The following is a 26,489-nucleotide window of genomic DNA, read 5'->3' as shown; positions in this document are numbered from 1 at the left end:
TTCACATCATAGACAAGGAAAGAAGAAAATATTCAGCTCACTTTATGATGTGGCTGAATAGTTACGAAAAATTATAGTTAGGAAAATAAATGCGTTCCCTTTTTCTTGCATTAATATTTTCTTAACAGACATTTATCCAATAAAACTATAATTGTTAGGAGAGGATTCCTTGTGTGGAAAAATCAAAATTTACTTATTCTTCTTGGAGGGTTATTTATTGCTGAACTTGGTATCTGGTTTGGCGTTATCGGAACGCTGGAGTTTTTACAACAACATGTTCATTCGTTTTTTCTTCAATCGGTAATTTTGGTTTCCGGAATTTTGTTCAGCATAGTTATTGGCCCTTTTGCCGGAAAAGTGGTCGACCAAACATCCAAAAAAACTGTTATATTTTGGGTATCTATTATGCGGATTATCGCGGTATGTGCAATGTTTATTGCAATTTGGCAAGAAAATTTTATGTGGGTTTTTATGTACAGTATATTTATTGGAGGAGCGGCAGCCTTTTATTTTCCCGCTGTTCAATCTTCCATTCCAAAAGTTACACAACCAGAACACTTAGTAAAGGCAAATGCACTAAACTTTAACCTTGTCACATTAGCAAGAATATTTGGGGCTGTTCTAGCCGGTGTTTTGCTTGTATATGTTTCTGTGACTACTTTGTTTATAATCGCGATTATTGCCTATTTCCTCTTACTAATGTCTACATTATTTTTACGTATAGAGGAACCTTCCATAACCAGTCGTCATTCATCAGAACAAACAGGTCGCAATATAAAAGGTCATCGATCATTTCATGAAATATTGTCGGTAATTAATCGTCTTCCAGTAATTAAGATGATTCTTATCTTAACGGTTTTCCCATTTATTTTTATTGGCGGATTTAATCTGATGGTGATCAATATAAGTCAATTGCAAGATTCATCTTTGATTAAAGGATTGTTGTACGGAGCAGAAGGTTTATCCATTTTTATTGCTGGTTTAACTGCGAGTCGGCTCAAGAAAGGTAAAAATTCCGTCCCATTATTATTGATATCGTGCCTCCTCATTGGTGTTGCTCAAATGTCTTTATTCTTAGCAGAATGGAGATGGCTTCCTGTTGTTTCTTTTGCTCTATTCGGTTATGTTGTTGGTATTTTCATGCCCTTATCCAACACGGTATGCCAGGAATTAATTCCAGACGAATATCTAGGAAGGTTTTTCTCTTTGAGAAGGATGCTGGAAAGTTTTGTTCAACAGGTTTCTGTATTGTGTACAGGAGTATTGCTTGATTGGATAGGGTTTCATTGGACCGTTATTTTACTTGGTTTATTAACATTTATAATTGTTGGTTTACTATGTATAAGACAACTGTATGAACCGATTCATTATATGCAGGAAACAAAAATGGACCAATAGAAAAAAGGTGTTTTTATAAACCTTTTGAAGAGACCACTCAAGGGAACGCGTTATGTTAAGCTGTTAGCTTAACTTCAACAATAGAAATTAAGTTAAAAGGAGCCTTTATCGGTTCCTTTTTTATAGATTCTTTTCTAAGATTGTTGCTTTTAGAAAAGTCTTTTACGCTCTCGATACAATTAAAGGTAATATTGTAGACTACACATTTATCATAATGTTTATGATGGAATTCTGTCACTCTACAAAAAAAGCAGGGAGATTATATCGGGTTATAAAGATTTGCGTTATATACAAATTTAACGAATATTTATAGACAAAAAGTACATTAATTTGGTATAATTTAGTCTGTATACCATGATTTTATCGAAAAAGAAATTATAATCTATAAGAAAAACACGAATAATCATTTTACATAAGGGGTATGTCGGAATGTCTTTTTTTAAGGCAAAATCAGATTTGCAGTTTATGAGAGAATTTAGAGAAGACGTGATAAAGTTATGGGAATTAGAGAAAAATGCTTACGAAACAATAGCACATCATTCTAGTTTTTCCTATAGCCCAAGTGAGTTCCAACAGCTAATTCAACAAAAAGCGACTGAAATGTACCCTGAATATCAAGAAATTCGTTCGAGGATTGCTACGTGTTTTTTGCAAGCAAAAAGTGCAGAGAATTGCAAGAAAAAATACATAGGCTTGCTGGCTCAATGAATTTACCTTTCAACCGAGTGAGAAGGGAGCGACTGAACGGCAGAAAGCGCGTGCCGTAAGCGGTAGCTCTCTCCCGTAAACGCGAGAATGTGGGCGTGATGGACCAAACGATCCACCAGCGCTGCCGTCAGGCGGTTGTCCCCAAACACTCGATTCCACTGTCCAAACTCTAAATTCGATGTCACGATGACACTTTTTCGTTCATAACAATCGGCAATGATGTGAAACAGCAGTTCCGATCCCTGCTTTTGGAAAGGTACATAGCCAAGTTCGTCCAAAATCAACAGCTCGCATGTGTCGATTTGCCGTTTGAGCCGTCCGAGGATGCCGTCTTTTAACGCCTCTTCGAGCTGGGCGACAAGATCGGCGACACGGAAAAACCGAACTTCATGGCCCCGTTCACACGCTTTTAATCCTAATGCGATGGCGAGATGGGTTTTTCCTGTTCCCGGCGAACCTAAAAGCAGGACGTTCTGTTTTTGCTCCAAAAAGCGAAGGTCGCAAAGTTCTTCCTTCGAGGTCGTGGTCGGCCAATGAATCTGATCCGACCATTCGTAATCTTTGAGCCATTTCAACTCCCGGAACTTCGCCTTCTTGATCAATCGAGCCTGTTTTGCTTTCTGACGGAACGACAGCTCCAACGCCAACACATCACGCAAAAACTGTTCCTTGGTCTCGTAGGCCACCTCCTCGAATCGATCCGCGATGTACGCCAAATGCAGGGCTTTACAAATCTCTTTTAAATCCATCTTCATGCCCGGCTTCCCCCTTCCCTTGACGGACAAAGACGTTGATCATACACATGTAAATCGGTTTCATAGTCGACTAAAACGGAAGGGGTATAGGCTTCTTCCCATTTCGCGGGATACTCCGAACGCTTCGCCTCCATCAACACCCCGATCTCATGGGGAGCCAAATCCCACCGTTGATACTTGTCAAGCCACTGGGCGATCTCATAGACGGTGTACCGGTCCAGCAGCTTCTGCACCCCTCGAATGCGTGATGCCGTCTGTTTCGGTTGTTCCATGAAGTATTTCCTAATGGCCTCCGGCAAGTAAACTCGAAACCGCGAATACTCCACCACCCGGGGCTTTTGCGCCCATTCCGCCAAAATGTCCTTCCAAGGGAGCTCCCGTTGCTTTTTCGTGTACGGCCTTGGCGCTTCCAGGTACACCTCCCCTTCCTGGGACAAAACCATGAAACGATCCCATTCCTTTTTGACAAGGACACGGTTGGGAACCGGGATCCCATGAACCACAAACGCCTCCCCATCCACCGTTACTTCCCCGTATTTATTGACATTAGCGTGGTGGAAGGAGAAGATCGGGAGATCTCTCTCCGGCAGGACAAGCAACTCCTTTTGTTCTTCCTGCCATAATTCCTCAATGGTTCTCCCTTTTTCGTAGTGGGGGCGGGCTCGATCTTCGATCATCTTGTGATGCAGCCACTCCGCCAGTTCTTCGTCCCCCTCGATCAACGGAGCAGGGACAAAGCAGCGTTGACGAGTATAGTAAACTTTCCGTTCGACATTCCCTTTTTCGTGTCCGCTATACGGATTGCATGCCTGTACGTCAAACCGGTAATGAAGCCGGAATCGCTCAAATGCTTCAGTATATTGACGTTCGCCTCCTTTTCGGATCGAAACCACCGCCGCCGCCAAATTGTCGATGCGCAGTTTTCTCGGGACGCCTCCGGCTTGGCGAAACAGCTGAGTGAGCCCGTAAAGAAAACATTCGCTGTTTTCCGCCGGCAATGGATACGCATACGCGGCGTTGCTGTACGGAAAGCTCAAAATCAGAATTGATCGGTCTTCCTCTTTTCCCTCCTTCGTCACAACGGACATGGTGCCGAAATCCACCTGCGCTTCCCCGGAGGGTGTTCCAGCCTCTCGTAACGTTGTTCCTTCTCCAGCTTAAGCTGAGGTCTTCGTTTTTGAACGTAGGCGCAAACCGTTCGATAAGACCCTTTAAAGCCATGTTCCTGCTTTAATTGTTCGTACATCTTCTTGCTTGTCCGCCGTTGTTTTCTTGGCAGTTTGGCGTCCTCCTCCAGCCAGTCATCAATGATTTGACCGTATCCTTCTTCCTCCATCATTCCCCGTTTTCTCTTTATTTTTTGTCTGACCGAAATGTCTCCATCCGCATATTTCTTGACTGTTCTCCAGTTAAATCCCGTCCTGCGGACAATTTCGGAAAGCGATAACCCTTTCTTTTCACGCAAATGTTTGATATGATGAATTTCAGGCATTGCTAGCATCCTTTCATTACCTCCACTGTTTTGTTCTTCACAACCTTAAACAGTAGAGGGTATTTTAGGAGCTGGCAAGCCTTTTTTTATGCCATGAAGCTCTGCACTTTTTTGTTGCAGAACTCTGTACTTTCATTTTGCACTAAACAGCTACGAAAACTATAAGCTGTTAAACAGCAACATGGCACAGCAAATTTTAAAAAAGGTCAATGAAGCCTTTAAATCTTTCTTTGGTTTGATCAGTCTTGCCAAACAAGGAAAATATGACCACAAGGCTATCAGTATTCCAAAATATCTTAAAAAAGATGGCTTTCATTCACTGATCATTGGCCAGATTCGTATAGACGGCAACAAATTCACGATACCGTATTCTCGCCTATTTAAAAAGACTCACAAGCCTATCACGATAACGATTCCGCCTGTGTTACTGGACAAAAAGATTAAGCAGATTGAAATCATTCCTAAGCATCATGCCAGGTTCTTTGAGATTCAGTATAAATATGAAATGCCTGAAGATCAAAGAGAATTAAATGACCAAAAAGCACTGGCAATTGATTTAGGATTAAACAATTTTGCCACTTGTGTCACATCAGACGGCAGATCGTTCATCATTGATGGGCGGAGATTAAAAAGTATAAATCAATGGTTTAACAAAGAAAATGCCAGACTTCAAAGCATAAAAGATAAGCAAAAAATCAAAGGCACCACTCGTAAACAGGCTTTGCTTGCTATGAATCGCAATAATAAAGTGAATGATTATATCAACAAGACTTGCCGTTACATCATTAACTACTGTATTGAAAATCAAATTGGCAAACTTGTCATTGGCTATGCGGAAACATGGCAACGCAATATGAATCTAGGAAAAAAGACAAATCAAAACTTTGTCAATATTCCTCTCGGTAACATAAAAGAAAAACTAGAATATCTTTGTGAATTTTACGGCATTGAATTCTTGAAACAGGAAGAATCATATACGTCTCAAGCCAGCTTTTTTGACGGCGATGAGATTCCTGAATATAATGCCGACAATCCAAAAGAATATAAGTTCAGCGGCAAACGTATTAAGCGCGGCTTGTATCGAACAAAGTCTGGCAAACTAATTAATGCTGATGTCAATGGCGCATTAAACATCTTAAAGAAAAGTAAAGCTGTAGACCTGAGTGTCTTATGCTCTAGCGGCGAAGTGGACACGCCTCAAAGAATAAGGATTGCTTGAAGCAGTCAAACTTCTTTGGAAGCCCCCACTTCAAATTTTCGCTAGAAAATTAAGTGGGGGTAGTTCACTCCTCTTCTATTCCCGCAAAAAGACGAAGTAGCAGATAAAGACGACAAACAGGACATACAACAACGGATGAACGTCTTTGCCGCGGCCTTTCAACAGCATCGTGATCGGGTAAAAGATGAAGCCGACAGCGATGCCGGTGGCAATGCTATAGGAGAGCGGCATCGTGATCAAGGTGAAGAACGCCGGCACGGCGACTTCGAACTTTTTCCAGTCAATTTCGCCGATCGACGAAGCCATCAACACCCCGACGATGATGAGCGCTGGTGCGGTGACCGGTGCGGTAATGACGCTCAGGAGCGGGGAGAAGAACAGCGCCAGCAAGAACAAAATCCCCGTCACGACCGCGGAAAACCCGGAGCGTCCTCCAGCAGCGACGCCGGCCGACGATTCGATATACGATGTCGTCGTCGATGTGCCAAACACCGCCCCAACCATGACCGCTGTCGCGTCAACAAGCAACGCTTTGCCGGCGCGCGGCAGTTTGTTGTTTTTCAACAGCCCGGCTTGGTTGGCCACTGCCAAAAGGGTGCCGGTCGCATCGAAAAAGTCGACAATAAAGAATGTCAAGACGACGCCAAGCATTTTCAGCGAAAGAATATCTGGCAAGTGTTCAATCGCGACGCCGAACGTCGGGGAAATGTCCGGGATCGCGCCGACAATTTGTTTCGGCACTTCAATCAGTCCGAAAATCATGCCAACGACAGCCGTAATGACCATGCCGTAAAAGACGCCGCCGTTTACCTTTTTCACCATTAAAACAACGGTGATGAACAATCCGAAAATGGCGAGCAGCGTATTGCCATCCTTCAAATCGCTCAATCCGACCAGGGTGGCGTCGTTATTCACAATAATGCCGGCGTTTTGCAGGCCGATGAACGTGATGAACAGCCCAATTCCGGCGCTGACGGCATATTTCAGTTCAACGGGAATGGCATCGATGATTTTTTCTCGAATGCCGGTGAGCGATAAAATCGTAAAAATGATGCCGGAAACAAACACTCCCGCCAAGGCCGTTTGCCACGGAATGCCCATATGCAAGACGACCGTGAAGGCGAAGAAAGCGTTCAGCCCCATCCCCGGCGCCAAGGCGATCGGGTAGCGGGCCAGCACTCCCATTAAAATCGACCCGTATGCCGCCGCCAAAGCCGTGGCGACAAAGACGGCTCCTTGGTCAATGCGCAGTTCGTCAGGAAAATCTTTCACCGCCCCTAACGACAAGGTAAATGGGTTGACGAACAAAATGTACGCCATCGACAAAAACGTCGTCAGCCCGGCGATGATCTCCGTCCGATAATTCGTGCCGAGCTCATCAAACTGAAAATACTTTCTCACGTCTGTCCCCCCTATAAAGAATAAAAACGCTTCTGCAGCTACCAGAAGCGTTGACTAAGAAGGAATGACGAACAGAGAGAGGACATCGGCTCTCTATTTCACATCCCTCGTAGTCAAGCTATTTACGGTAGCTTGGTAGAAACTCCCGAGCCATATTCCCGGGATTATACGACGGAATTCGACAATATTCATGATTCCACGGCTATTGTATCAGCCTGTCGGTCGCTTGTCAAGAAAAAAGACGAACATTTCTTTGGAAATGCTCGTCTTTTGTTCGTTTTTATTCCCACTCAATCGTCGCCGGAGGCTTGCTTGTAATGTCGTAGACGACGCGGTTGACGTGCGGCACTTCGTTGACGATGCGCGTTGAAATGCGTTCCAGCACATCCCACGGAATGCGGGCCCAATCGGCGGTCATCCCGTCGATCGAGGTTACGGCGCGGATGGCGACCGTATAATCGTACGTGCGGGCATCACCCATCACCCCGACGCTGCGGATGTCGGGAAGAACAGTGAAATATTGCCAAATGTCGCGGTCCAACCCCGCTTTTTTCACTTCTTCGCGCAAAATCGCATCCGATTCGCGGACGATTTCCAATTTTTCTTCCGTCACCTCGCCAAGGACGCGAATGCCAAGCCCCGGACCCGGGAACGGCTGGCGCCAAACGATTTCGTCCGGAATGCCTAATTGTGTGCCAAGAGCGCGCACTTCGTCTTTAAACAGCGTATTGAGCGGTTCGATCAGTTCGAATTTCATATCTTCCGGCAAACCGCCGACGTTATGGTGCGATTTGATCGTTTGCGCCGTCGCCGTGCCGCTTTCGATAATGTCGGTATAGAGCGTCCCTTGCACTAAAAATTCAATGCCTTCAAGCTTCGCCGCCTCATCGTCAAAGACGTAAATAAACTCGTTGCCGATGATTTTCCGCTTTTGTTCCGGGTCTGTGATCCCTTTTAGTTTCGCCAAAAAGCGCTCTTTCGCATCGACTTTGATGACATTCATCTGGAATTGCTCACGGAACGTCTTCATGACGCTTTCCGCTTCGCCTTTGCGAAGAAGGCCGTGGTCAACAAAAATGCAGGTGAGCTGATCGCCGATGGCGCGGTGCACCAATACAGCCGCAACCGACGAGTCAACCCCGCCGCTTAAGGCGCACAACACTCTTTTTTCGCCCACTTGTTCGCGAATGCGACGCACCTGCTCATCGATGAAGTTTTCCATCGTCCAGTCGCCCCGGCAGCCGCATACATCGAAAACGAACTTCTTCAACAAATCGTTGCCGTAGACCGAGTGGCGCACTTCGGGATGAAACTGCACTCCATACCACTTCCGCCGTTCATCGCTCATCGCTGCGATCGGGCAGGAAGGGCTTGTGGCATCTACGACAAAGCCGTCAGGCGGAGCGGTAACCAAATCGCCATGGCTCATCCAGACGACTTGTTCGTCCGGCAAACCGTGGAACAACAGGGAGTCATGTTTCACTTGAATGAGCGCCTTCCCGTACTCGCGGTGCGACGCCTTTTCCACTTTGCCGCCTAAGTGGTGCGCCATCAGCTGCATCCCGTAGCAAATCCCTAAAATCGGCAGCCCGAGCTCAAAAATCGCCGGGTCGCACCGAAACGCCTGCTCATCATATACGCTGTTCGGGCCGCCGGAAAAAATGATCCCCTTGGCGTTCAACGCGCGAATCTCGTCGGCGCGAATCGTATGCGGATGCAATTCGCTGTACACGCCAAATTCACGGATGCGGCGGGTGATCAGTTGGTTATATTGGCTTCCGAAGTCCAATACGACGATCATTTCTTGATTCATGTTCTCCACCCCGTCCAAAAAATAAACGCTGCCGTTGCCCAAAACGTGGATGAAGGCAGAATAGCAGCGTCTTCTGCCTTCATAGTCGGGCCGTTTACGGCGGCCCGGTAGAGACGCGCAAGCCATATTCTTGCGCTTATATGAAGGGCTTTCGTCTATCCGTATGCAAATTTGAATTCATTCTATCAACTTGCCGGCAGGCGGTCAAGAGATCGTCCTTTTTATTAAATTTTCCCACAATTGGCGCGCCTCACGGAGGTCGATCCGACTGCTGTTTGCGCCGTAGACCGCTTGTTCATACGATTTGGTCAGCCGTTCCATTTCATCGGTTTCGAATAAACGATCCACTTGGATGGCATACTGACGCAACGTTTCCTCTTCTTTTCGTTTCAGCCCGTAGTCATGCAGCTGACGCAACAATGCCAAGTAAGCGGGGACAAGCCATTCCGGGCCGTCAACTTGGCGGCGGCGGAATCGAAGGAGCGTAAGGCGCGGCCACCATTTTCGTCTTGTCGTGTAAATCGTTCCGCCCAATGCCGCTAGCATCGCGAACACGCCCAGCACCATTTGCCATGACCAACTGTCGGCCAGCTTCTCCCACCAATGGCGGTCTTGCTCTGGCGATGATCGTTTGATCAATTGTTCGAGCGGCACGCGCGGCTGTTCCTGTGGTTCCGGCTGCGAGGGCTGCGCTTGTTGCTCCTCATTCTGTTGAGAAAGTGAAAACGCATACGGGTTGACAAACCCCCGCGTTGGCTCAAACGGCACCCAGCCGACGCCTTCAAAATACACCTCAACCCACGCATGAGCGTCATGGTTGCGGATTTCGTAAAGATTTTCCCCGTCTTGCTCGCTGACCAGCCTTCCGGACGTATAGCCTTTCACCCAGCGCGCCGGAATGCCGAGCGAACGCACGAGCACGACCATAGAAGTCGAAAAATTGTCGCAATACCCCCGTTTTGTTTCAAATAAAAATTGATCGACGTAATCTTCGTTCTCTTTTGGAACGGCGACATCCTTTGTTTCGTACGTATATTGCCCAAGTTGAAAATACTGCTCAATGGCTCTCACTTTGTCGTAAGCCGTCTGTTCTCCGGCGGCGATTTGCTTCGCCAAGTCGCGCACCCTTTGCGGAAGCGTCTTTGGCAACTGCGTATATCGTTTCAACAGAAGAGGGTCTCGAACTGGGGGCGCGGCGCGCAACGCCGCAATCGGAAAATCCGGCTCCCAATAGGTCAATGAATACTTGCCAACAGGGAACGCATTCGCCCTGTCATCGGTCGTATAAATTTTCTCTGTCGCCACATCCATGCGGTACACGACCGGTTCGGCTGCTTCCACCCGCCGCAACCCAAGCGGATAAACGAGATGAAACCCTTGATCGCGCCGCTCGATCTCCGCCTTTTGCTCCACTGTCTCAACTTGATCGCTCCACCATTCATACTTGAGCTCTTCGCCGTTGGCAAACGAGCGGACTTGCTCGCTCGGAAACACTTCCCATCCCTTGCCGGTGTAAATATCTTTCATCTCAATCCGCCAGTAATGAAGCCCTCGATCTTTCGCCGTAAAGACGACGGTATCATCCGCGATAAACGGCCCGCCGAGGCGGGAATCATTCTGTCCGTATCCCACTTTTGCCACGCCAGGAGAAGGTGAGTCATCGTTCGTTTCTTCCGGCTGGGCATGATCGCTGCGGATAAACGCAACCGGATCCGGCCATTGGGGCGGCAGCTTTGGTCCCGCATACCCAGCCGCCAAAGCAGCAGCCGGAATGAATAGAGCGGCCACCCGCCACGTTCCGATGCGAAAAGACGGCGCTTTTGCCTGCAGCCGCTCGCCATGCAGCCAAACGAAGGCGAAAAAGCCAAGCGCCACAAGGCGAACGATCGCGTCGTTCCCGCTATACGGAAAAAACGTATCAAGCACAGCGATATACCCAACTGTCAATGCGTATGGGACAAACCACCGTTTTTTCTGGACAATCAGCCAATGAAACAGAAACGAGATGGCCCATAGCAGCAGAAAAAAGGCAAAGGTGCGCACGGCATCGCTCGGCATGGACAAGCGTCCCCCCTGCAGCCAAGCCGCGCCATCCCGCCATAAGGCATACGGCAGCGAGGCGGCCGAATGGAACGAAAACAGCCAAGCGAGCGACCACCATATATATCCCGCTTTCCCCAAAGCGGACAGCCAGATCGGAAGGCGGAGCCAATACATCCCGAAGCAAAGGGCGACAAAGGCCGCAAACACTCTAATATGCGCTGTATCCGTCACGTCTTCCAACGGCCAAAGCCATTCCGTGAGCAGCCAAGCCGCTAGGACGTTGGGCAGCATAGCAGACAACTTCCTTGTCCCTAACCGCCTCATCCGTCTTCTCCTCCTTGCCGGACAGTTTGCCATGATTGAGGGGGCATGTGGGATACGTGCACCCCCGCATGGCGGAGTCCGTCCGCCCACCTCCGCTCGTCCTCTCCCCATTCACGGTTGACCACATACAACACTATGCAGCGTTTTGACGCCATCGCTCGCAGCTGCGCAGCCAACTCGGCGGATAACCTCGACGTCACGACCACGCAACCGGCCGCTGTTCTCCAGTTCCCCTCCTCCGCCAATTGAGACGCAAGCGGCGCTGATCCGTTCGCCTCCGCTTCCGCCAGACGGAGAAGGAGCGACGGCCACTGCTCCTCGCTTCGCCGCGGCGCTAAATAAGAACGGGCTTTTCCAGTCACGAGCAGGCCGACTGGGACTCCTTCATCGATCAACGCTTTCGCGATGGACGCCGCCAGCGTGACAAGCTCCTCAAACCATGGCGATGCGGCGCCGTCGAGCACGACGATCCAATCGTCATTGCGCGGCTCATCGAACTCTTTTGTCATCAACGCTTGCCTTCGCGCTGACGCCTTCCAATGCACCCACGACATTTTGTCACCGGGCGCGTACTCGCGGGCGCCGGCCGCCACCGCCAGATCGCGGCGGTAAGCAAGCGGGCGGGCCGCTTTTCCATAGGCGAACCATTCACGCACCATTTCTGCCGGCCAAGGCCAATAGCGGGGATACACGATGATCGTGCACGGCGCCGAAAACGATTCTGCTTTGTTCACAAAGCCGAGGGCGTCAGAAGCCTCGAGGCGCACGATGTCCAACTGATGGCGGCCGCGCGGCAACGAGAGCGACCACGCACAAGAAAGGCGGCGTCGAAACGGCCACGCGGCCATCGCCCCTCCATGCCGCGGCTCCTGGCCCGAAACGGTGAGGGCAGCGGGCGGAATCGCCCAAGGCAGCTCCATGCGGACCGTCACCGGAATCGGTTCTCCTGCATGATAGCGCTTCGCCGGCACCGTCCGGCTCACCGCAACGCGTCTGATCGGATACAAGGCGACGGCAAACGCATGCAGTCCAAACGGCAAAAAGCTGTAAAACAAAAACCAGCTGACAAATCCGCCTTGAAACATGGCGTAGGAAAACAAGATGGCGGTCAACAGCAACAATCCAACAAGCGGGAGCCAACGCCTCCCCTTCTTCATTCGCTTCGCGTTCATCGCTTTTATCGCCGTCCTTGCACCGGCACCGGCGTACGGGCTAGAAGCTGTTTGATGACGGCAGCGGCGTCAAGCTTGTCCCATTTTGCTTCAGGACGAATCAAGAGACGGTGGGCGAGCACATGCGGAGCGAGCTGTTGCACATCATCGGGGATGACAAAATCGCGGCCATGGATGAACGCGTACGCCTGCGCCGCCTTCATCAAAGCGACGGCCCCGCGCGGACTGACGCCCAAATAGACCGCTTCGTGCACACGGCTTTGCTGGATGAGATCGACGATATACCGCTTCACGGTGTCGCTCACATGCACGCCCATCACCTTTCGCTGCAGAGTGAGCAGTTCATCAAGCGGCATCACCGGCCCGATCTCCGAAAGCGGCGCCGCTTTTTCGAGACGGTTTAACATTTCGATTTCCTCATCGGGAGACGGATAGCCCATGTGCAGTTTCACTAAAAACCGGTCAAGCTGGGCCTCGGGGAGCGGGTACGTTCCTTCATATTCAATCGGATTTTGCGTCGCCATCACCAAAAACGGCTGCGGCAGCGCCCGGGTGACGCCGTCAACGGTCACGCTTCCTTCTTCCATCGCTTCCAGGAGCGCCGATTGCGTCTTCGGCGACGTCCGGTTGATCTCGTCCGCGAGCACGATGTGGGCGACAATCGGTCCGGGTTTATACTCAAATTGCTGTGTTTTCGGATTGTAGACGGAAACGCCGATCACATCGCTCGGCAGCAAATCCGGCGTAAACTGAATGCGCTTCAGCTCCACGTTGAACGATTTCGCCAGCGCACGCACCAACATCGTCTTGCCGACGCCGGGCACATCCTCGAGCAGCACATGGCCTCTGGCCAATAACGCTGTTAAGCTGAGGATGATGACGTCGCGTTTTCCGACGATGACTTGCTCAATGTTGCGGACCACCTTTTCAAAAGGGGGAAGCAGCGGCTCGTAAATCGCCATGACATCAAACTCCTTTTATAGTAATGAATGGGTCTTTCAGCGGTAGACAAGGCGCAGTTTATACTATTACTATAATATCGAATATACGGAACTTTTGGAATCCATTTGCAACAAGGGGGAAGAGAAAAATGGGGAAATCGAAGTGGACGATGATCGGCCCGGGGCTGATCGTCGCAGCGACCGGAGTCGGGGCCGGGGATTTGGTGGCCGCCCTTGTCGCCGGAACGAACTACGGCCTTGTCTTTATGTGGGCGATCATCGTCGGTGCATTGTTCAAGTTTGTGTTGAATGAAGGGGTCGGCCGTTGGCATTTGCTCAGCGGCAAAACCATTTTCGAAGGCTGGCAGTCAATGGGGAAATGGGCCTCAATCTATTTTGGCGTGTACGCCATTATTTGGGGATTCGTATACGGCGCGGCCGGTACGTCATCGTGCGCCTTGGCGATGTCAGCGATGATCCCGTCCATTCCGCTTTGGGCGTGGGCCGTCATCCATGGGGTGGCTGGCTTTGCGATTACTTGGTCCGGCCGATTCCAATTGTTTGAGCGGGTCATGAATGTGCTCGTCGGGCTCATGTTCATTACCGTGGTCGGCTCGGCGCTTCTTGTCCTGCCGCAGCTCGATGATCTTTGGAAAACGGCCGTTCCGGATTTGCCGAAAGGGTCGCTTTTGTATGCTCTCGGGCTGATCGGCGGCGTCGGCGGCTCTATCACCATGGCGTCATACGGATATTGGCTGCAGGAAAACGGCTGGAAAGGGCGAGCTTACGTATCGCCGATGCGCTATGATTCCGCTGTCGCTTATATTGTCACCGCCATCTTTACGTTGTCGCTTCTCGTGCTTGGGGCCGCCTTGTTGTACGGCACTGACACGACGATCAGCGGTGAGCAGGGGCTTGTGTCATTCGCTTCGATCATGGGCAACGAGCTGCACCCGGCTGCCCGTTGGCTCTTTTTGCTCGGCTTTTGGTCGGCGTCATTTACATCGGTCATCGGCGTTTGGAACGGCGTTTCGTATTTGTTCGCCGATTTTGTTCGCAACATGCGGAAAACGCGGGTTGAAGCCGAATCGCTCAACCAGTCAAAAGCGTTCCGCTTCTACGTCTTTTGGCTCACCTTCCCGCCGATGCTCTTGCATTTCATCGGCAAGCCGGTCGGACTCATCATCGCCTACGGGGCGCTCGGCGCGCTGTTTATGCCATTTTTGGCTGTGACGCTTCTTTATTTGCTCAATTCGAAAAAAGCGCTTCCGGACGAAGGGCGCAACCATTGGCTCTCGAATGCGCTGCTCGTTCTTTGTCTGGCGCTGTTTGCCGTCTTGTCGATTAATGAACTCATTCGCCTGTTTGCTTAACATTTGACCGGTGCAAAGCAGCCAGCTGGCGGCAGGAGGCTGTCTCAATGGAAAAACGCTCATCCCTTGAATCGGGATGAGCGTTTTTGGCCCGCCTATTCGCTCACGGCTGATCTACCCGTCGTTTTGTGCCGCTAAATCATCTTCTCCGGCCTCACCCATTCTTCGTACTGCTCAGCTGTCACATACCCGGTTTTCAATGCCGCTTCCTTGAGCGTCAACCCTTCGCGATGGGCGAGCTTCGCGATTTCCGCCGCCCGGTCATAGCCGATATGCGGGCTCAGCGCCGTCACGAGCATGAGCGACCGCTCTACGTATTCTTTCATTTTCGCTTCATTCGCCTCCAACCCTTTGGCGCACCGCTCATCAAACGAACGAATCGCATCGCCGAGCAGCTGCACGGACTGAATGGCGTTATAGGCGATGACCGGCTTGAACACATTTAATTGGAAGTTGCCTTGGCTTGCCGCAAAACCGATCGTGGCGTCGTTGCCGAACACTTGAACAGCGACCATCGTCATCGCTTCGCTTTGCGTCGGATTCACTTTCCCCGGCATGATCGAGCTCCCCGGTTCATTGGCTGGAATCGTGATCTCCCCGAGCCCGGAGCGCGGCCCGCTCGCCAGCCAGCGGATGTCGTTGGCGATTTTCATCAAATCGGCAGCGAGCGCTTTCAATGCCCCGTGGACGTAAACAATCTCGTCATGGCTGGTCAACGCATGGAATTTGTTTGTTGCCGAACGGAATGGATAGCCGGTTTGCGCCTTCAGCTGCTCGGCCACTTGTTCGCCAAATCCCGGCGGCGCATTGATTCCGGTTCCGACCGCCGTGCCGCCGATCGCCAAATCAAGCAGCTTCTCACTCGCTTCGGTGATCATGGCCTTGCTTTTTTCCAGCATCGTCCGCCAGCCGGAAATCTCCTGCCCAAATGTGAGCGGCGTCGCGTCTTGCAAGTGGGTGCGCCCGATTTTGATCGTCTTTTCATATTGGCGTTCTTTCGCAGCGAATGTTCCGATCAAGCCATCAAGCGCCGGCAGGAGATGTGTTTGGATTTTCATGTGGATCGCGATATGCATCACCGTCGGGAATGTATCGTTCGAGCTTTGCGACATGTTGACATCATCGTTTGGGTGAATGCGCCCCTCCCCGTCACCTAGCAGCTCATTCGCCCTCCTCGCCACGACTTCGTTGACGTTCATATTCGTCTGCGTCCCGCTTCCCGTCTGCCAGACGACGAGTGGAAAATGGTCATCCCATCGGCCCGCCAAAATTTCCTCGCACGCGGCCACAATCGCCCGCTGCTTCGCTTCGCTCAGCTTTCCAGCCTGATGGTTCACGATCGCCGCCGCCTTTTTCAGCTCGGCATAGGCATAAATGAGTTCAAGCGGCATTGTTTCTTTGCCGATGCGAAAGTTTTGCCGGCTTCGCTCCGTCTGCGCCCCCCAGTATTTATCGGCCGGCACCTTCACCTCGCCGAGCGAGTCGCGTTCAATCCGCACGTTCATTCCATTCTCCTCCTTTGGATATCGCCTTTCCATTTCTAATTTTACCCAAAATCACAATCGACAATGAAACAAATGAGCAGGCAAAACGTCTAACTGAGAAAGGGGAAAACGACATGAAAAATAGATGGCTATGGCTCCTCATCGCTGTATGGCTGTCCGGTTGCCAATCGGGCGACATCCAACCGCCTGACTTACGATTGGCCGTCGACGGAGAGACAATCGACCACCGCCTCGGAACATATACATGGTCAACAGGCGGCCGCGGAGTCGTGGCCGACGCTGCCGCCCCGCCGCTGCTCGTGAAAAACATGAATCCCCATCCGGTTGCCCCTGGGGCAAAATTACACCTCCAATTTGACGACCGCCCGTTGACGATCGAAGCGGGTGTATGGAACGGCGGAGATGCCGACTGGCGCCCGGTGCAAAACGGAATCATTCCTCTTCCGGAAAAGAAAGGGGCATACATTTATGCCATTCACGCCTCTTGGAAAAAAGGGAATGCGATTTATGCGTTTTTCATTGAGGTGCGATAACTAGCACAGCGGAGGAAAAGGTGCAATAGAATAGCGATATGAGGGAGAAACAACAGCTGCCCTTCACCCGATCAGCGGCTGTAAGAACACCTGGCTGAGGCATATATAGTCAAAAAGAAAAAGAACACCGGGGAAACCCCCAGTGTTCCAAGGCTTTTGCGGCGAGATTACATCATGCCACCCATATCCGGCATGCCCGAATTGCCGCCTTTGTTTTCTTCCGGTTTGTCGGCAACGACCGCTTCTGTCGTCAAGACCATGGCGGCGACAGAGGCAGCGTTTTGCAGCGCCGAGCGAGTGACTTTCGTCGGGTCAACGATACCAGCTTCGATCATGTCGACCCATTCACCTGTTGCCGCGTTGAAGCCAATGCCCGGTTTTTCGTTTTTCAGGCGCTCAACGATGATCGAGCCTTCCAGACCAGCGTTTTGCGCGATTTGACGAACCGGTTCTTCGATCGCGCGCAAGACGATTTTCACACCCGTTGCTTCATCGCCTTCCGCTTCGATGGCCGCAACTTTGCTGTAGACGTTCATCAACGCCGTGCCACCGCCAGCGACAATGCCTTCTTCAACCGCAGCACGAGTCGAGTTGAGCGCATCTTCAATGCGCAGTTTGCGTTCTTTCAATTCCGTTTCTGTCGCTGCGCCAACTTTGATGACCGCTACGCCGCCAGCGAGTTTCGCCAAGCGTTCTTGCAGTTTTTCGCGGTCGAATTCGGACGTCGTTTCTTCAAGCTGCGCACGGATTTGGTTGATGCGCGCTTTGATGCGGTCCGAATCGCCAGCGCCTTCGACGATCGTCGTCGTTTCTTTCGTAACAACCACTTTCGACGCACGGCCGAGCGAAGCGATCGTGGTCGATTTCAGTTCACGGCCAAGCTCTTCGGAGATGACTTCGCCGCCTGTCAAAATCGCGATGTCTTCGAGCATCGCTTTGCGGCGATCGCCAAAGCCAGGCGCTTTGACAGCAACCGCATTGAACGTGCCGCGCAGTTTGTTGACAACAAGCGTTGCGAGTGCTTCGCCTTCAACATCTTCCGCAATGATCAAGAGCGGACGGCCTTGTTGCACGACTTGCTCAAGAACCGGTAACAGCTCTTGGATGCTCGATACTTTTTTGTCCGTAATCAAGATGTACGGATTTTCGAGAACAGCTTCCATTTTTTCCGTATCTGTAATCATGTACGGCGAAACGTAACCGCGGTCGAATTGCATCCCTTCGACAACGTCGAGTTCCGTCGTGAAGCCTTTCGATTCTTCAAGCGTGATGACGCCGTCATTGCCGACGCGTTCCATCGCTTCAGCGATCAATTGGCCGACTTCTTCGTCAGCAGCCGAGATCGCAGCCACTTGGGCGATCGATTCTTTTCCTTTGATCGGTTTGGAGATGGCTTTTAATTCTTCAACCGCTACCGCTACCGCTTTTTCAATCCCGCGGCGGATGCCCATCGGATTGGCGCCAGCTGCCACGTTTTTCAATCCTTCACGGATCATCGCTTGAGCCAATACGGTAGCCGTTGTCGTCCCGTCCCCAGCGATGTCGTTCGTTTTGCTGGCGACTTCAGCGACCAGTTTCGCGCCCATGTTTTCAAACGGGTCTTCGAGTTCGATTTCTTTCGCGATCGTTACCCCGTCGTTCGTGATGAGCGGAGAACCGAATTTTTTCTCCAATACGACGTTGCGGCCTTTCGGACCTAATGTGACTTTCACTGCGTCTGCGAGTTTGTCCACCCCGCGCAACATCGCACGGCGCGCTTCTTCGCTGAACTTAATTTCCTTTGCCATACCCCGTTACCTCCTTATGAATTTGTTTCACTGCATGCCGTGAAAAAGGTAAGTATTCGTGTCATAAAGTTAAGGATATGTCAGTTTTCCGGAATGTTTATGTGGTGAACGCAATATATTAGCGGATGACAGCCAAAACGTCGCTTTCGCGCAAAATTAAGTATTCTTTTCCGTCGTATTTTACTTCCGTGCCGGCGTATTTCGAGAAAATGATGCGGTCGCCGACTTCAACTTCCGGCGCAACGCGTTGGCCGTTGTCAAGCACGCGGCCTGCACCGACAGCGACAACGCGGCCTTCTTGCGGCTTTTCTTTCGCCGTATCCGGCAGCACGATGCCGCTAGCCGTTTTTTCTTCAGTTTCCACGACTTCAATGACAATGCGATCGCCTAATGGCTTCAACACGGGAAACAACCTCCTTAACGATAGTTTTCGCCGTTCTTATTAGCACTCATCATTATTGAGTGCTAACACACTTATAATATTAATGAACTCTTCTCCGTTTTGCAAGTAGGAAATACAAAAAAATAACTGTTTTTCTCTCCTAAAGAAGAAAGAGCAAAAGGAGCCGGTTGTTTTGCCTCTACTCCCCATCCGCGCGGAGCCCGTTTTCATTATTTCACATTCCTCGGACTGATAAACGGCTCCGGTTAATTTTTTTTACGGCGGTCAGGTGGGATGCGAGGATGCAGTTTTCTTACTATTTTCGCCGAACATGTGCTACAATACGGATATATTTGAAATAAAGGGGTAAAACGATTTGAAGCGCCGTTACTGGTATGTCATCATCACCTATATCGCCATGCAGCTGTCCTCCTTTGTCGGTGTGCCGCTCCTTCGCGCCCTCGGCGCCGGCCAAGGCGCGCAAACACGTCTCGAAGCAGCGAAAATTGCCTCCGGCTATTGGGCGGTCATCAGCTTTTTATTGGCTTTTGCCATCATTTTATGGCTGCTGCGCGGCGACCGCGATGAACGGACAATGCGGCGGCTGCCGCTCGCCTCGTCATGGATGTGGGCGATCTCGGGCGTCTTTTTGGCGCTTGCCGCGCAAAGCGTTGCCGCCAACATCGAATGGCGTCTATTGGGCATTGAGCCGGGCTCGGAAAACACAAGGCAAATCATCGACATCATCCGCCTGACGCCATTGCTCGTCGTCGTCACGTCGGTCATCGGCCCGGTTTTGGAGGAACTCATCTTCCGCAAAATCATTTTTGGCTCGCTTTATGAAAAATACAACTTTTGGTTGGCAGCGCTGGCCAGCTCGCTTCTGTTCGCTCTCGTCCACATGGAGCCGGAGCATTTGCTTTTGTACACGTCCATGGGGATGGTGTTCGCCTTTTTATACGCCAAAACCGGACGCATTTTCGTGCCGATGTTCGCCCATGTAGCAATGAACACGTTTGTTGTTGCCGTTCAAATTTTGTTGGCTGATGAATTGGAAAACATGATGCGCCAAGCGGAACTGCCGCTGGCCATTTGGAGGATTTGGCTATGACGCGCCATCCGCGGCTGTTTTCTGTTCCGTATTTCATCTTGGGCTTCCTGTTTACGTATTTGGCGATCGAAAGCGTTCATGAAACGATTTGGAACGTCTCAACCATCGCGTTGGCGGCGCTGGCCGCTTTTGATTTCGGCACCGCCTTTCGCTTGTTCTTCACACCGAGACAATAAAGGGGCTGACCCAAAAGTCCGCCAAAAAGCGGACTTTTGGAGTCAGCCCTCTCTGGTTTTTGTATATTTTACCAAACGGAACAAAATTCCGACTCTGTTCTCCCCCTCATTTACGCCACCAAGGACAATTGCTTGTCCCTAGCGGCTTTTTTGAGAAGATTGTGGGCAGCACAAACCAGCCCCCATTCGATGGAAACTTTTTGGAGGCCTCGCAGGACAAAGCGACGAAACCCGCGATTTTGTTTGATTTGCCCAAATACACTCTCAATGTCGGTTTGGCGTTGGCGGTATCGGGCTTGCCCTTCTTCACTCTCCAACCGTTCGCGGGCTTTCTGTTTTTGTTCATGATAGACGGGGTTCCATTGCGTGGTTCGTCCATACTTGGAAGTCGTGCAGGCCGAACGGAACGGACATCCTTCGCATTCATGGCATTGGTAGTGTCGGGTGACCGAGGTGTATCCTGATTCCGTGGTCTGTTTCGAAGTTCCGGTGCGAACCAGCTTTTTCCCATTGGCGCAAATCCAAACGTCTTCTTCTTCCACATAGGTCCAATTCTGCTGATGATGCGGATTTTTCTTGACCTTGCGCGTGTTCTCCTTCTCATACGTATGGTACTTGATCAAGGCCGATATGTGCTTCTCTTCCAGCTTCACGTAGTTCTCTTCCGAGCCATAAGCCGCGTCAGCGATCAAACGTTCGGGTTCCACGCCGTACTTCTCTCGAACGGTCTCCAAATGCGGGAGAAGACAACGAGTGTCGCCCGGCCTCTGATGAAGGGAATACCCCAAAATAAATTGGCCGGAAGAACCCACCTGTACGTTATAGGCCGGCTTGAGCTGGCCGTTTCGCATGTGATCCTCCTTCAACCGCATGAAGGTGGCATCCACATCGGTCTTGGAATAGCTGTTGCGATCCCCGCATACATGGAGTTGGTGTTCATACTTTTCACTGCGGGGCAAGTAGTCCTCCTTCATCTTCTTGATGGCCTTCTTCAACGGTTGGTTGTCCGGCTCGGCCTCCAACCGTTTTTCCCACTCCTCGGTTTTCTTTCGGATTTCTTCTGACGTAAAGGCCGGCGAAGGGTCGATGTCTTCCGCCTTTTCTTCTTCCACGATCGCCTCGATCTGGGCAATCAGCCGATCGACATTGGCTTGGAGTTTCTCCTGGTACTTCTCAGCCGATTTGCGCCAAACGAAGGTGTACCGGTTGGCATTCGCTTCAATTTTCGTTCCATCCACAAAATAATCTTCCATCTTGACATAGCCGTCGGCCACGAGCAGCGTGATCATTTCCCGGAACAGGTCGTCAATCAGGTCTTTCATCCGCTCCGAACGAAACCGATTGATGGAGCGGAAGTCCGGCTTTTGAAATCCACTTAGCCACATGAGGGGAAGGTGGACTTCGAGCTGCCGTGCAATCTCACGGCCATGATACATTTTTTGGGTGTAAGCGTAAAGGAGAATTTTGGTCATCATTTTCGGATGATAGGCGGAGGCGCCCCCTCCTTTGTAGTAAGCAAGAAACGTCTCCATCGGGATGCGTTCAACCATCTCATGAACCACGTGGGCCATGTTATCCCGTGGAATGAGATCGGCGATGTTGCTTGGCAAAGAGAGGTTGTCCATGGTATACTCTTTAAAGGAAATATGATCATGTTTCATAAAAGAATCGCCCTTCTTTCGGTGGTAGTGGTTTTGGTGACTCTATTCTACCAGAAAAAAGGGCGATTCTTCTATATTTGAGGCAAAAAAGTGGGGGCTGATCCCAAAACGCATTCGTGTTTTGGGTCAGCCCCTTTTGCCTGGCGCCGTATGAACCGTCCTCTTGATGCTGCCCTCAATATGGATCGCCGCTTCCTTCCTCCGCCGCTAATTGCGCCTTTCGATAGCCGATTTTGGCAACCCAGATGCTCCCCTCATACAAAAGCGTCAGTGGAATCATGACGATCACTTGCGACAACACATCCGGCGGCGTAATGGCGGCCGCTAAAATAAGCAGCGCCAAATACGCATACTTGCGGATGCGAACAAGAAGCTGCGGCGTAATAAGCCCTAAGCGGGTGAAAAACAGGACAACAATCGGCAGCTGAAACACGATGCCAAACGGCAGCACGAGCTGCAGCAAAAACTGAAAATATTCATTAATGCCGATCATCTGTTGAATGCCGAGCCGTTCCGCCAGCTGATTCATAAACCGGACGACAAATGGAAACAAGACGAAATACGCAAAACCAACCCCGGCTAAAAATAGAATGATCGATGCTGGAATGTAGCTGAGCGTTGTTTTCCGCTCTTTTTCATACAGCCCCGGACTGACGAACGCCCAAATTTGATAGAGCAGCACCGGAGCGGTCAGTACAGCGGCGATGACAAAGGCAAACTGAAAATACACTTTGATCGGGTCGGTGAGGCGGAACGCGTTCATCGTCAGCTGTTTCGCTTCCGCAGTGTGCTGCAAATACACAATGACGTCATCGACAAAAAAGAAGCTGGCTACAAGCGCCGCAACGAAAAAGAGAAGCACGATGATCAGCCGTTTCCGCAGCTCTCCGAGGTGTTCATACACGGACATTTCTTTGTCATTCATCGTTTCCCCATCCTGCCTTGTCATCGGTCGGTTTTCGTTTCTTCGTCATCAGCGAGCCCTTTTGTGGCGTCTTTAAACTCGCGAAGCGACTGGCCGAACGACCGTCCCAACTCCGGCAACTTTTTCGTGCCAAACAGCAACAAAATGACAAGAACGAGCAACAAATATTTCATGTGTTGTTCTCTCCTTTTTACGATGGCGATGGATAGTTTTTCAAAAAATAGACGAGCGACTGCAGCTCAATGGCTAAATCGATATGATGGACGCGAATATGGTTTGGCACGTTCAGCCGCGCCGGAGTAAAGTTTAAAATGCCTTTAATTCCTTGCGCGACAAGGCGGTCGGTCAGCGCTTGAGCTGCGGCGGCCGGCACGGTTAAAATCGCGACCGGAATGTCGCCGCGAAGCCGCTCCTCCAGCTCATCGAGATGATAGACCGGCACCCCGCCGACTGTCGTTCCGACCTTCCGTTCATCGACATCAAACGCCATGACAATTTTCGTGTTGTTATTTTTCGAAAAGTTGTAGTTTAAAAAGGCGGTGCCTAAATTGCCGACGCCAAACAGAGCGACTTCGGTCACTTCGTCCTCTTCAAGTGTCTGGCGGAAAAACGACAACAAATAATTGACATTATACCCGTATCCTTTTTTGCCGAGCGCGCCAAAATACGAAAAGTCGCGGCGAATTGTCGCCGGATCGACTTTCACCGCCTCGCTCAGCTCGGCGGAGGACACGCGCTGCTTCCCTGAGGCATGTAAATTTTTCAAAAACCGATAGTATAACGGCAGACGCTTGGCAGTCGCCTGCGGGATTTTCGGTTGTTCGTTGCTCATCGTTTCATCCCCCAGCTAATCGGTTTTCCGTCGATAATGGCCGGACTTCCCGCCCGTTTTCTCGACCAAATACGTTGGACCGATCGTCATTCCTTTATCGAGCGATTTGCACATGTCGTACACAGTCAATGCGCATACCGAGGCCGCCGTCAGCGCTTCCATCTCCACTCCTGTGCTCCCTTTCGTTTTGACCGTCACGGTAATCACAAGTTTATACGCTTCCGCCTCTTTTTCCCAAGCAAAGGCAATATCGATGCCTTTTAACATAAGCGGATGGCACATCGGAATGAGATCGGCCGTTTTTTTCGCCGCCATGACCCCGGCCACCTGGGCTACCGCCAGCACATCACCTTTCTCAATGGCATTGTTCGTCATCTTTTCATAAATCTCTTCGTTGACGGTGACGCTCGTTCTCGCCACCGCTATCCTGACCGTATCTTCCTTGTGTGTAATGTCGACCATTTTCGCCCGGCCTTGTTCATTGAAATGCGTAAACGATGCCAAGACAATCTCCTCCATTTATCACTATACACCATTTTTCGTTATCTGTCTTTGACCGTTTTCGCGACTTGCGTTAAACTATTCGCGAGGTGACGGACATGATCATTTTGCAAGTGAATGGGCTCACGAAATATTTTGGCGCTGACCTTATTTTATCGAATATAAAACTAGAAATACAGTCCCGCGCCCGCATTGCTCTTGTCGGCCGCAACGGCGCAGGCAAATCGACGCTGCTGAAGATCATCGCCGGCGAACTTTCTTCCGACAGCGGTGAAATCATCAAGCCAAGCCATATCAAAATCGGCTATTTGGCGCAAAACAGCGGGCTCGACTCGTCACGCTCCATTTGGGACGAGATGCTGGACGTATTCGCGCCGCTCCGGGCGATCGAAGCGCAGCTGGCAGAGCTCGGCGCCCAGCTTGGCGACCCGGATCTGCTCGCCGATCCGGCCCGCTACGAAAAAATGCTTCAAGCGTATGACAACCTGCAAGAGCAATACAAAGAACAAGGGGGCTATCAGTATGAAGCCGACATCCGCTCTGTTTTGCACGGGCTGCAATTTTCGTCATACGATTACCAAACAACGCCCGTTTCCTCGCTAAGCGGCGGACAGCGGACGCGGCTCGCCCTTGGAAAACTGCTGTTGGCCAAGCCGGACTTGCTCATTTTAGACGAGCCGACGAACCATTTGGACCTCGATACGCTCACATGGCTCGAGCAATATTTACAGGCATACCCCGGCGCCGTTCTGCTCGTTTCCCATGACCGCTACTTTTTGGACAAAGTCGTCACCGAAGTGTACGAGCTGTCCAACGCGACGCTTAAGCGGTATAGCGGCAATTACAGCCGCTATTTGGAGCTTCGGGTCGAGCAATACGAACAAGAGCTAAAACGATACGAAAAGCAACAGGAGGAAATCGCCCGCCTTGAAGACTTCATCCGGCGCAACATCGCCCGCGCCTCGACAACGAAACGGGCGCAAAGCCGGCGAAAGCAGCTTGAAAAAATGGAGCGGCTTGAACGCCCGGCCGGAGATGAAAAATCAGCTTCTTTTTCTTTTGCGATTGAGCGGCCGAGCGGCCATGAGGTGCTCACCGCAGAGCAATTGACCGCCGGCTATCGCGAAGGCGCACCGGTCATCCGCCAAATCAGCTTTCGCATCACACGGGGGGAGAGTGTCGCCTTGGTCGGACCAAACGGCATCGGCAAGTCGACATTGTTGAAGACGATCGCCGGAAAGCTCCCAGTTCAATCCGGAAAGCTCCGGTACGGTGCAAATGTGAAAATCGGCTATTACGACCAAAACCAGGCGGAACTGTCGACAAACAAACGAGTGCTCGACGAGTTGTGGGACGCCTACCCGGACAAAACCGAAAAAGAAATTCGCACCGTGCTCGGCAACTTTTTGTTTTCCGGCGACGACGTCTTAAAACCGGTTTCCGCCTTAAGCGGCGGAGAGAAAGCACGCCTGGCGCTCGCCAAACTCATGCTGCAAAAAGCCAACGTTCTCTTGTTGGATGAACCGACCAACCATCTCGACCTTGACAGCAAAGAGATGCTCGAGCAGGCGCTTGTCGACTATCCGGGAACGATCTTGTTCGTCTCCCACGACCGCTATTTCATTAATCGCATCGCGACAAAGCTGTTTGAACTCTCGGGCGATGGGCTTGTCGAATATTTAGGAGACTATGACTATTACGTGGCGAAAAAAGAAGAAATGCGCGAATTGGCGCGCCTGGACTCCCACCCGCCCGCATCACCGGACAGCGGCGAAACAGCCAAATCCACATACGAGCAAGAAAAAGAGGAAAAAAGACGACAGCGCCAACGGCAGCGCCGTCTGGAAGAGATCGAAGCCGAGATCGCCGCACTGGAAGCACAAATCGCTGAAACCGAGCAGCAGCTGTGCGACCCGTCTGTATACGGCGATTATGAAACCGTGCAGCAGCTCACGCAAGAAAACGAAAAGCGGAAACAGCAGCTTGAAACGTTATTGGCCGAGTGGGAACAGCTCTACGCCTCGTTTTGAGCCAATCCGCTGCCAGGGAACGCCAACACGGGCATCTAGCGGCTTCATGTGCACTGCTCGTGCGCATCACCGCGCCAGGCCGATCACAGGCCAAACTCATTTAGCAGCCTTTTGCCTTGTTCATGAAAGCTGCTTCTTAGGTGAAGGACGATGACTGACAAGAGGGTGTCCCCAAAGGATTGGAACACCCTCTTTCGTTGCATATATATGCTTGCTGTTTCTGCCGCACTAGACGTGCGCCTATCTTGAAGGCAGGCGACCTTTTAGGTCAGCCCCGTTTTTGTGTTAATCACATTATCCACAAAGAAATCCACACTTTTCTGTGCAAAACAGAAGTTATTCACCGACTTTTCCACATTATCCACAACCAATCCCTTTCCTCTATGAAAAAATGATTGTGTATTGCA

General features: G+C 50.9%; 21 protein-coding genes, 2 pseudogenes and 2 riboswitches. Of the genes and pseudogenes, 8 read left to right on the top strand and 15 right to left on the bottom strand.

Going from position 1 to position 26,489, the window contains the following annotated elements; translation table 11 throughout:
* Window positions 1-171: 171 nt before the first annotated feature.
* Window positions 172-1,398, top strand: a complete 1,227-nt coding sequence (locus ACR1UW_RS03320) for an MFS transporter (RefSeq protein ID WP_050368114.1) — start codon at window positions 172-174, stop codon at window positions 1,396-1,398.
* A gap of 429 nt (window positions 1,399-1,827) precedes the next feature.
* Complete coding sequence (locus ACR1UW_RS03315; RefSeq protein ID WP_050368113.1) at window positions 1,828-2,106, top strand: hypothetical protein; 279 nt, start codon at window positions 1,828-1,830, stop codon at window positions 2,104-2,106.
* 2 nt (window positions 2,107-2,108) lie between these two features.
* Here ACR1UW_RS03315 and istB read toward each other — a convergent pair whose 3' ends face one another.
* Together istB and istA are read right to left on the bottom strand one after the other, a co-directional pair.
* The gene (istB, locus tag ACR1UW_RS03310) at window positions 2,109-2,861 is read right to left on the bottom strand and encodes an IS21-like element helper ATPase IstB (protein WP_063210167.1); all 753 of its coding nucleotides are present in this window, start codon (window positions 2,859-2,861) and stop codon (window positions 2,109-2,111) included.
* Window positions 2,858-4,362: pseudogene (gene istA / locus ACR1UW_RS03305) on the bottom strand (IS21 family transposase). The gene istB and the pseudogene istA overlap by 4 nt, the downstream one beginning before the upstream one ends.
* 139 nt (window positions 4,363-4,501) lie before the next feature.
* Between istA and ACR1UW_RS03300 the strand changes: the two are divergent.
* Window positions 4,502-5,572 (top strand): annotated as a pseudogene (locus ACR1UW_RS03300) (RNA-guided endonuclease InsQ/TnpB family protein); the annotation flags it as partial.
* Between the two features lie 75 nt (window positions 5,573-5,647).
* On the opposite strand, the gene ACR1UW_RS03295 reads toward ACR1UW_RS03300, so the two are convergent.
* The 5 genes from ACR1UW_RS03295 to ACR1UW_RS03275 all read right to left on the bottom strand — a co-directional run bounded on the left by ACR1UW_RS03295 (window position 5,648) and on the right by ACR1UW_RS03275 (window position 13,287).
* The gene (locus tag ACR1UW_RS03295; protein ID WP_044742397.1) at window positions 5,648-6,973 is read right to left on the bottom strand and encodes an NCS2 family permease; all 1,326 of its coding nucleotides are present in this window, start codon (window positions 6,971-6,973) and stop codon (window positions 5,648-5,650) included.
* A gap of 90 nt (window positions 6,974-7,063) precedes the next feature.
* Window positions 7,064-7,165: riboswitch (purine riboswitch) on the bottom strand.
* Window positions 7,166-7,253: 88 nt separating this feature from the next.
* Window positions 7,254-8,786 (bottom strand): glutamine-hydrolyzing GMP synthase, encoded by a 1,533-nt coding sequence (gene guaA, locus ACR1UW_RS03290; RefSeq protein WP_050368746.1) that lies wholly within the window; start codon window positions 8,784-8,786, stop codon window positions 7,254-7,256.
* 62 nt (window positions 8,787-8,848) lie between these two features.
* Window positions 8,849-8,950, bottom strand: a riboswitch (purine riboswitch).
* Window positions 8,951-8,990: 40 nt separating this feature from the next.
* Window positions 8,991-11,153: a DUF4129 domain-containing transglutaminase family protein gene (locus tag ACR1UW_RS03285; protein WP_498934526.1), complete on the bottom strand. Its 2,163-nt coding sequence runs from the start codon at window positions 11,151-11,153 to the stop codon at window positions 8,991-8,993.
* Window positions 11,150-12,325, bottom strand: coding sequence for a DUF58 domain-containing protein (locus ACR1UW_RS03280; RefSeq protein ID WP_044742400.1), 1,176 nt, complete (start codon window positions 12,323-12,325; stop codon window positions 11,150-11,152). Before ACR1UW_RS03280 ends, ACR1UW_RS03285 begins: the two co-directional genes overlap by 4 nt.
* 5 nt (window positions 12,326-12,330) lie before the next feature.
* The gene (locus tag ACR1UW_RS03275) at window positions 12,331-13,287 is read right to left on the bottom strand and encodes an AAA family ATPase (protein ID WP_050368110.1); all 957 of its coding nucleotides are present in this window, start codon (window positions 13,285-13,287) and stop codon (window positions 12,331-12,333) included.
* 128 nt (window positions 13,288-13,415) lie between these two features.
* Between ACR1UW_RS03275 and ACR1UW_RS03270 the strand changes: the two genes are divergently transcribed.
* Window positions 13,416-14,639 carry an Nramp family divalent metal transporter gene (locus ACR1UW_RS03270; RefSeq protein WP_063330678.1) on the top strand — a complete coding sequence of 408 codons (1,224 nt, stop codon included), beginning with the start codon at window positions 13,416-13,418 and terminating at the stop codon, window positions 14,637-14,639.
* A gap of 134 nt (window positions 14,640-14,773) precedes the next feature.
* On the opposite strand, the gene fumC is transcribed toward ACR1UW_RS03270, so the two are convergent.
* On the bottom strand, window positions 14,774-16,144 hold the full coding sequence (gene fumC / locus ACR1UW_RS03265) for a class II fumarate hydratase (RefSeq protein WP_498934523.1): 1,371 nt from the start codon (window positions 16,142-16,144) through the stop codon (window positions 14,774-14,776).
* A 113-nt stretch (window positions 16,145-16,257) separates the two neighbouring features.
* Between fumC and ACR1UW_RS03260 the strand changes: the two genes are divergently transcribed.
* Complete coding sequence (locus ACR1UW_RS03260; RefSeq protein ID WP_047817703.1) at window positions 16,258-16,677, top strand: hypothetical protein; 420 nt, start codon at window positions 16,258-16,260, stop codon at window positions 16,675-16,677.
* 167 nt (window positions 16,678-16,844) lie between these two features.
* Here ACR1UW_RS03260 and groL read toward each other — a convergent pair whose 3' ends face one another.
* Together groL and groES are read right to left on the bottom strand one after the other, a co-directional pair.
* A complete protein-coding gene (gene groL / locus ACR1UW_RS03255) occupies window positions 16,845-18,464 on the bottom strand; it encodes a chaperonin GroEL (RefSeq protein WP_050368107.1) in 1,620 nt (539 codons plus the stop codon).
* Window positions 18,465-18,582: 118 nt separating this feature from the next.
* Window positions 18,583-18,867, bottom strand: coding sequence for a co-chaperone GroES (gene groES, locus ACR1UW_RS03250; protein WP_033010033.1), 285 nt, complete (start codon window positions 18,865-18,867; stop codon window positions 18,583-18,585).
* Window positions 18,868-19,222: 355 nt separating this feature from the next.
* Between groES and ACR1UW_RS03245 the strand changes: the two genes are divergently transcribed.
* Window positions 19,223-19,957 (top strand): CPBP family intramembrane glutamic endopeptidase, encoded by a 735-nt coding sequence (locus ACR1UW_RS03245; protein ID WP_498934520.1) that lies wholly within the window; start codon window positions 19,223-19,225, stop codon window positions 19,955-19,957.
* The gene (locus tag ACR1UW_RS03240) at window positions 19,954-20,133 is read left to right on the top strand and encodes a YdiK family protein (protein WP_033010036.1); all 180 of its coding nucleotides are present in this window, start codon (window positions 19,954-19,956) and stop codon (window positions 20,131-20,133) included. The genes ACR1UW_RS03245 and ACR1UW_RS03240 overlap by 4 nt, the downstream gene beginning before the upstream one ends.
* A gap of 110 nt (window positions 20,134-20,243) precedes the next feature.
* Here ACR1UW_RS03240 and ACR1UW_RS03235 read toward each other — a convergent pair whose 3' ends face one another.
* The 5 genes from ACR1UW_RS03235 to moaC form a co-directional block, all read right to left on the bottom strand.
* Window positions 20,244-21,794: an IS1182 family transposase gene (locus tag ACR1UW_RS03235; RefSeq protein ID WP_171698435.1), complete on the bottom strand. Its 1,551-nt coding sequence runs from the start codon at window positions 21,792-21,794 to the stop codon at window positions 20,244-20,246.
* 175 nt (window positions 21,795-21,969) lie between these two features.
* A complete protein-coding gene (gene tatC, locus ACR1UW_RS03230; RefSeq protein ID WP_063330684.1) occupies window positions 21,970-22,719 on the bottom strand; it encodes a twin-arginine translocase subunit TatC in 750 nt (249 codons plus the stop codon).
* A gap of 20 nt (window positions 22,720-22,739) precedes the next feature.
* On the bottom strand, window positions 22,740-22,892 hold the full coding sequence (gene tatA / locus ACR1UW_RS03225; RefSeq protein ID WP_031406010.1) for a twin-arginine translocase TatA/TatE family subunit: 153 nt from the start codon (window positions 22,890-22,892) through the stop codon (window positions 22,740-22,742).
* Window positions 22,893-22,909: 17 nt separating this feature from the next.
* A complete protein-coding gene (locus tag ACR1UW_RS03220; protein WP_033010037.1) occupies window positions 22,910-23,551 on the bottom strand; it encodes a redox-sensing transcriptional repressor Rex in 642 nt (213 codons plus the stop codon).
* A gap of 15 nt (window positions 23,552-23,566) precedes the next feature.
* Window positions 23,567-24,055 carry a cyclic pyranopterin monophosphate synthase MoaC gene (gene moaC, locus ACR1UW_RS03215; RefSeq protein ID WP_033010052.1) on the bottom strand — a complete coding sequence of 163 codons (489 nt, stop codon included), beginning with the start codon at window positions 24,053-24,055 and terminating at the stop codon, window positions 23,567-23,569.
* Between the two features lie 95 nt (window positions 24,056-24,150).
* On the opposite strand from moaC, the gene abc-f reads away from it, so the two are divergent.
* Window positions 24,151-26,082 carry a ribosomal protection-like ABC-F family protein gene (gene abc-f / locus ACR1UW_RS03210; protein ID WP_047817701.1) on the top strand — a complete coding sequence of 644 codons (1,932 nt, stop codon included), beginning with the start codon at window positions 24,151-24,153 and terminating at the stop codon, window positions 26,080-26,082.
* The last annotated feature ends 407 nt before the right edge of the window (window positions 26,083-26,489 follow it).

Origin of the sequence: Geobacillus lituanicus (assembly GCF_050994965.1) — a bacterium.
Taxonomy (GTDB): Bacteria; Bacillota; Bacilli; order Bacillales; family Anoxybacillaceae; genus Geobacillus; species Geobacillus stearothermophilus.
Note: the sequence above shows the minus strand (reverse complement) of the source record. Positions and strands in the feature narration are given on the sequence as shown.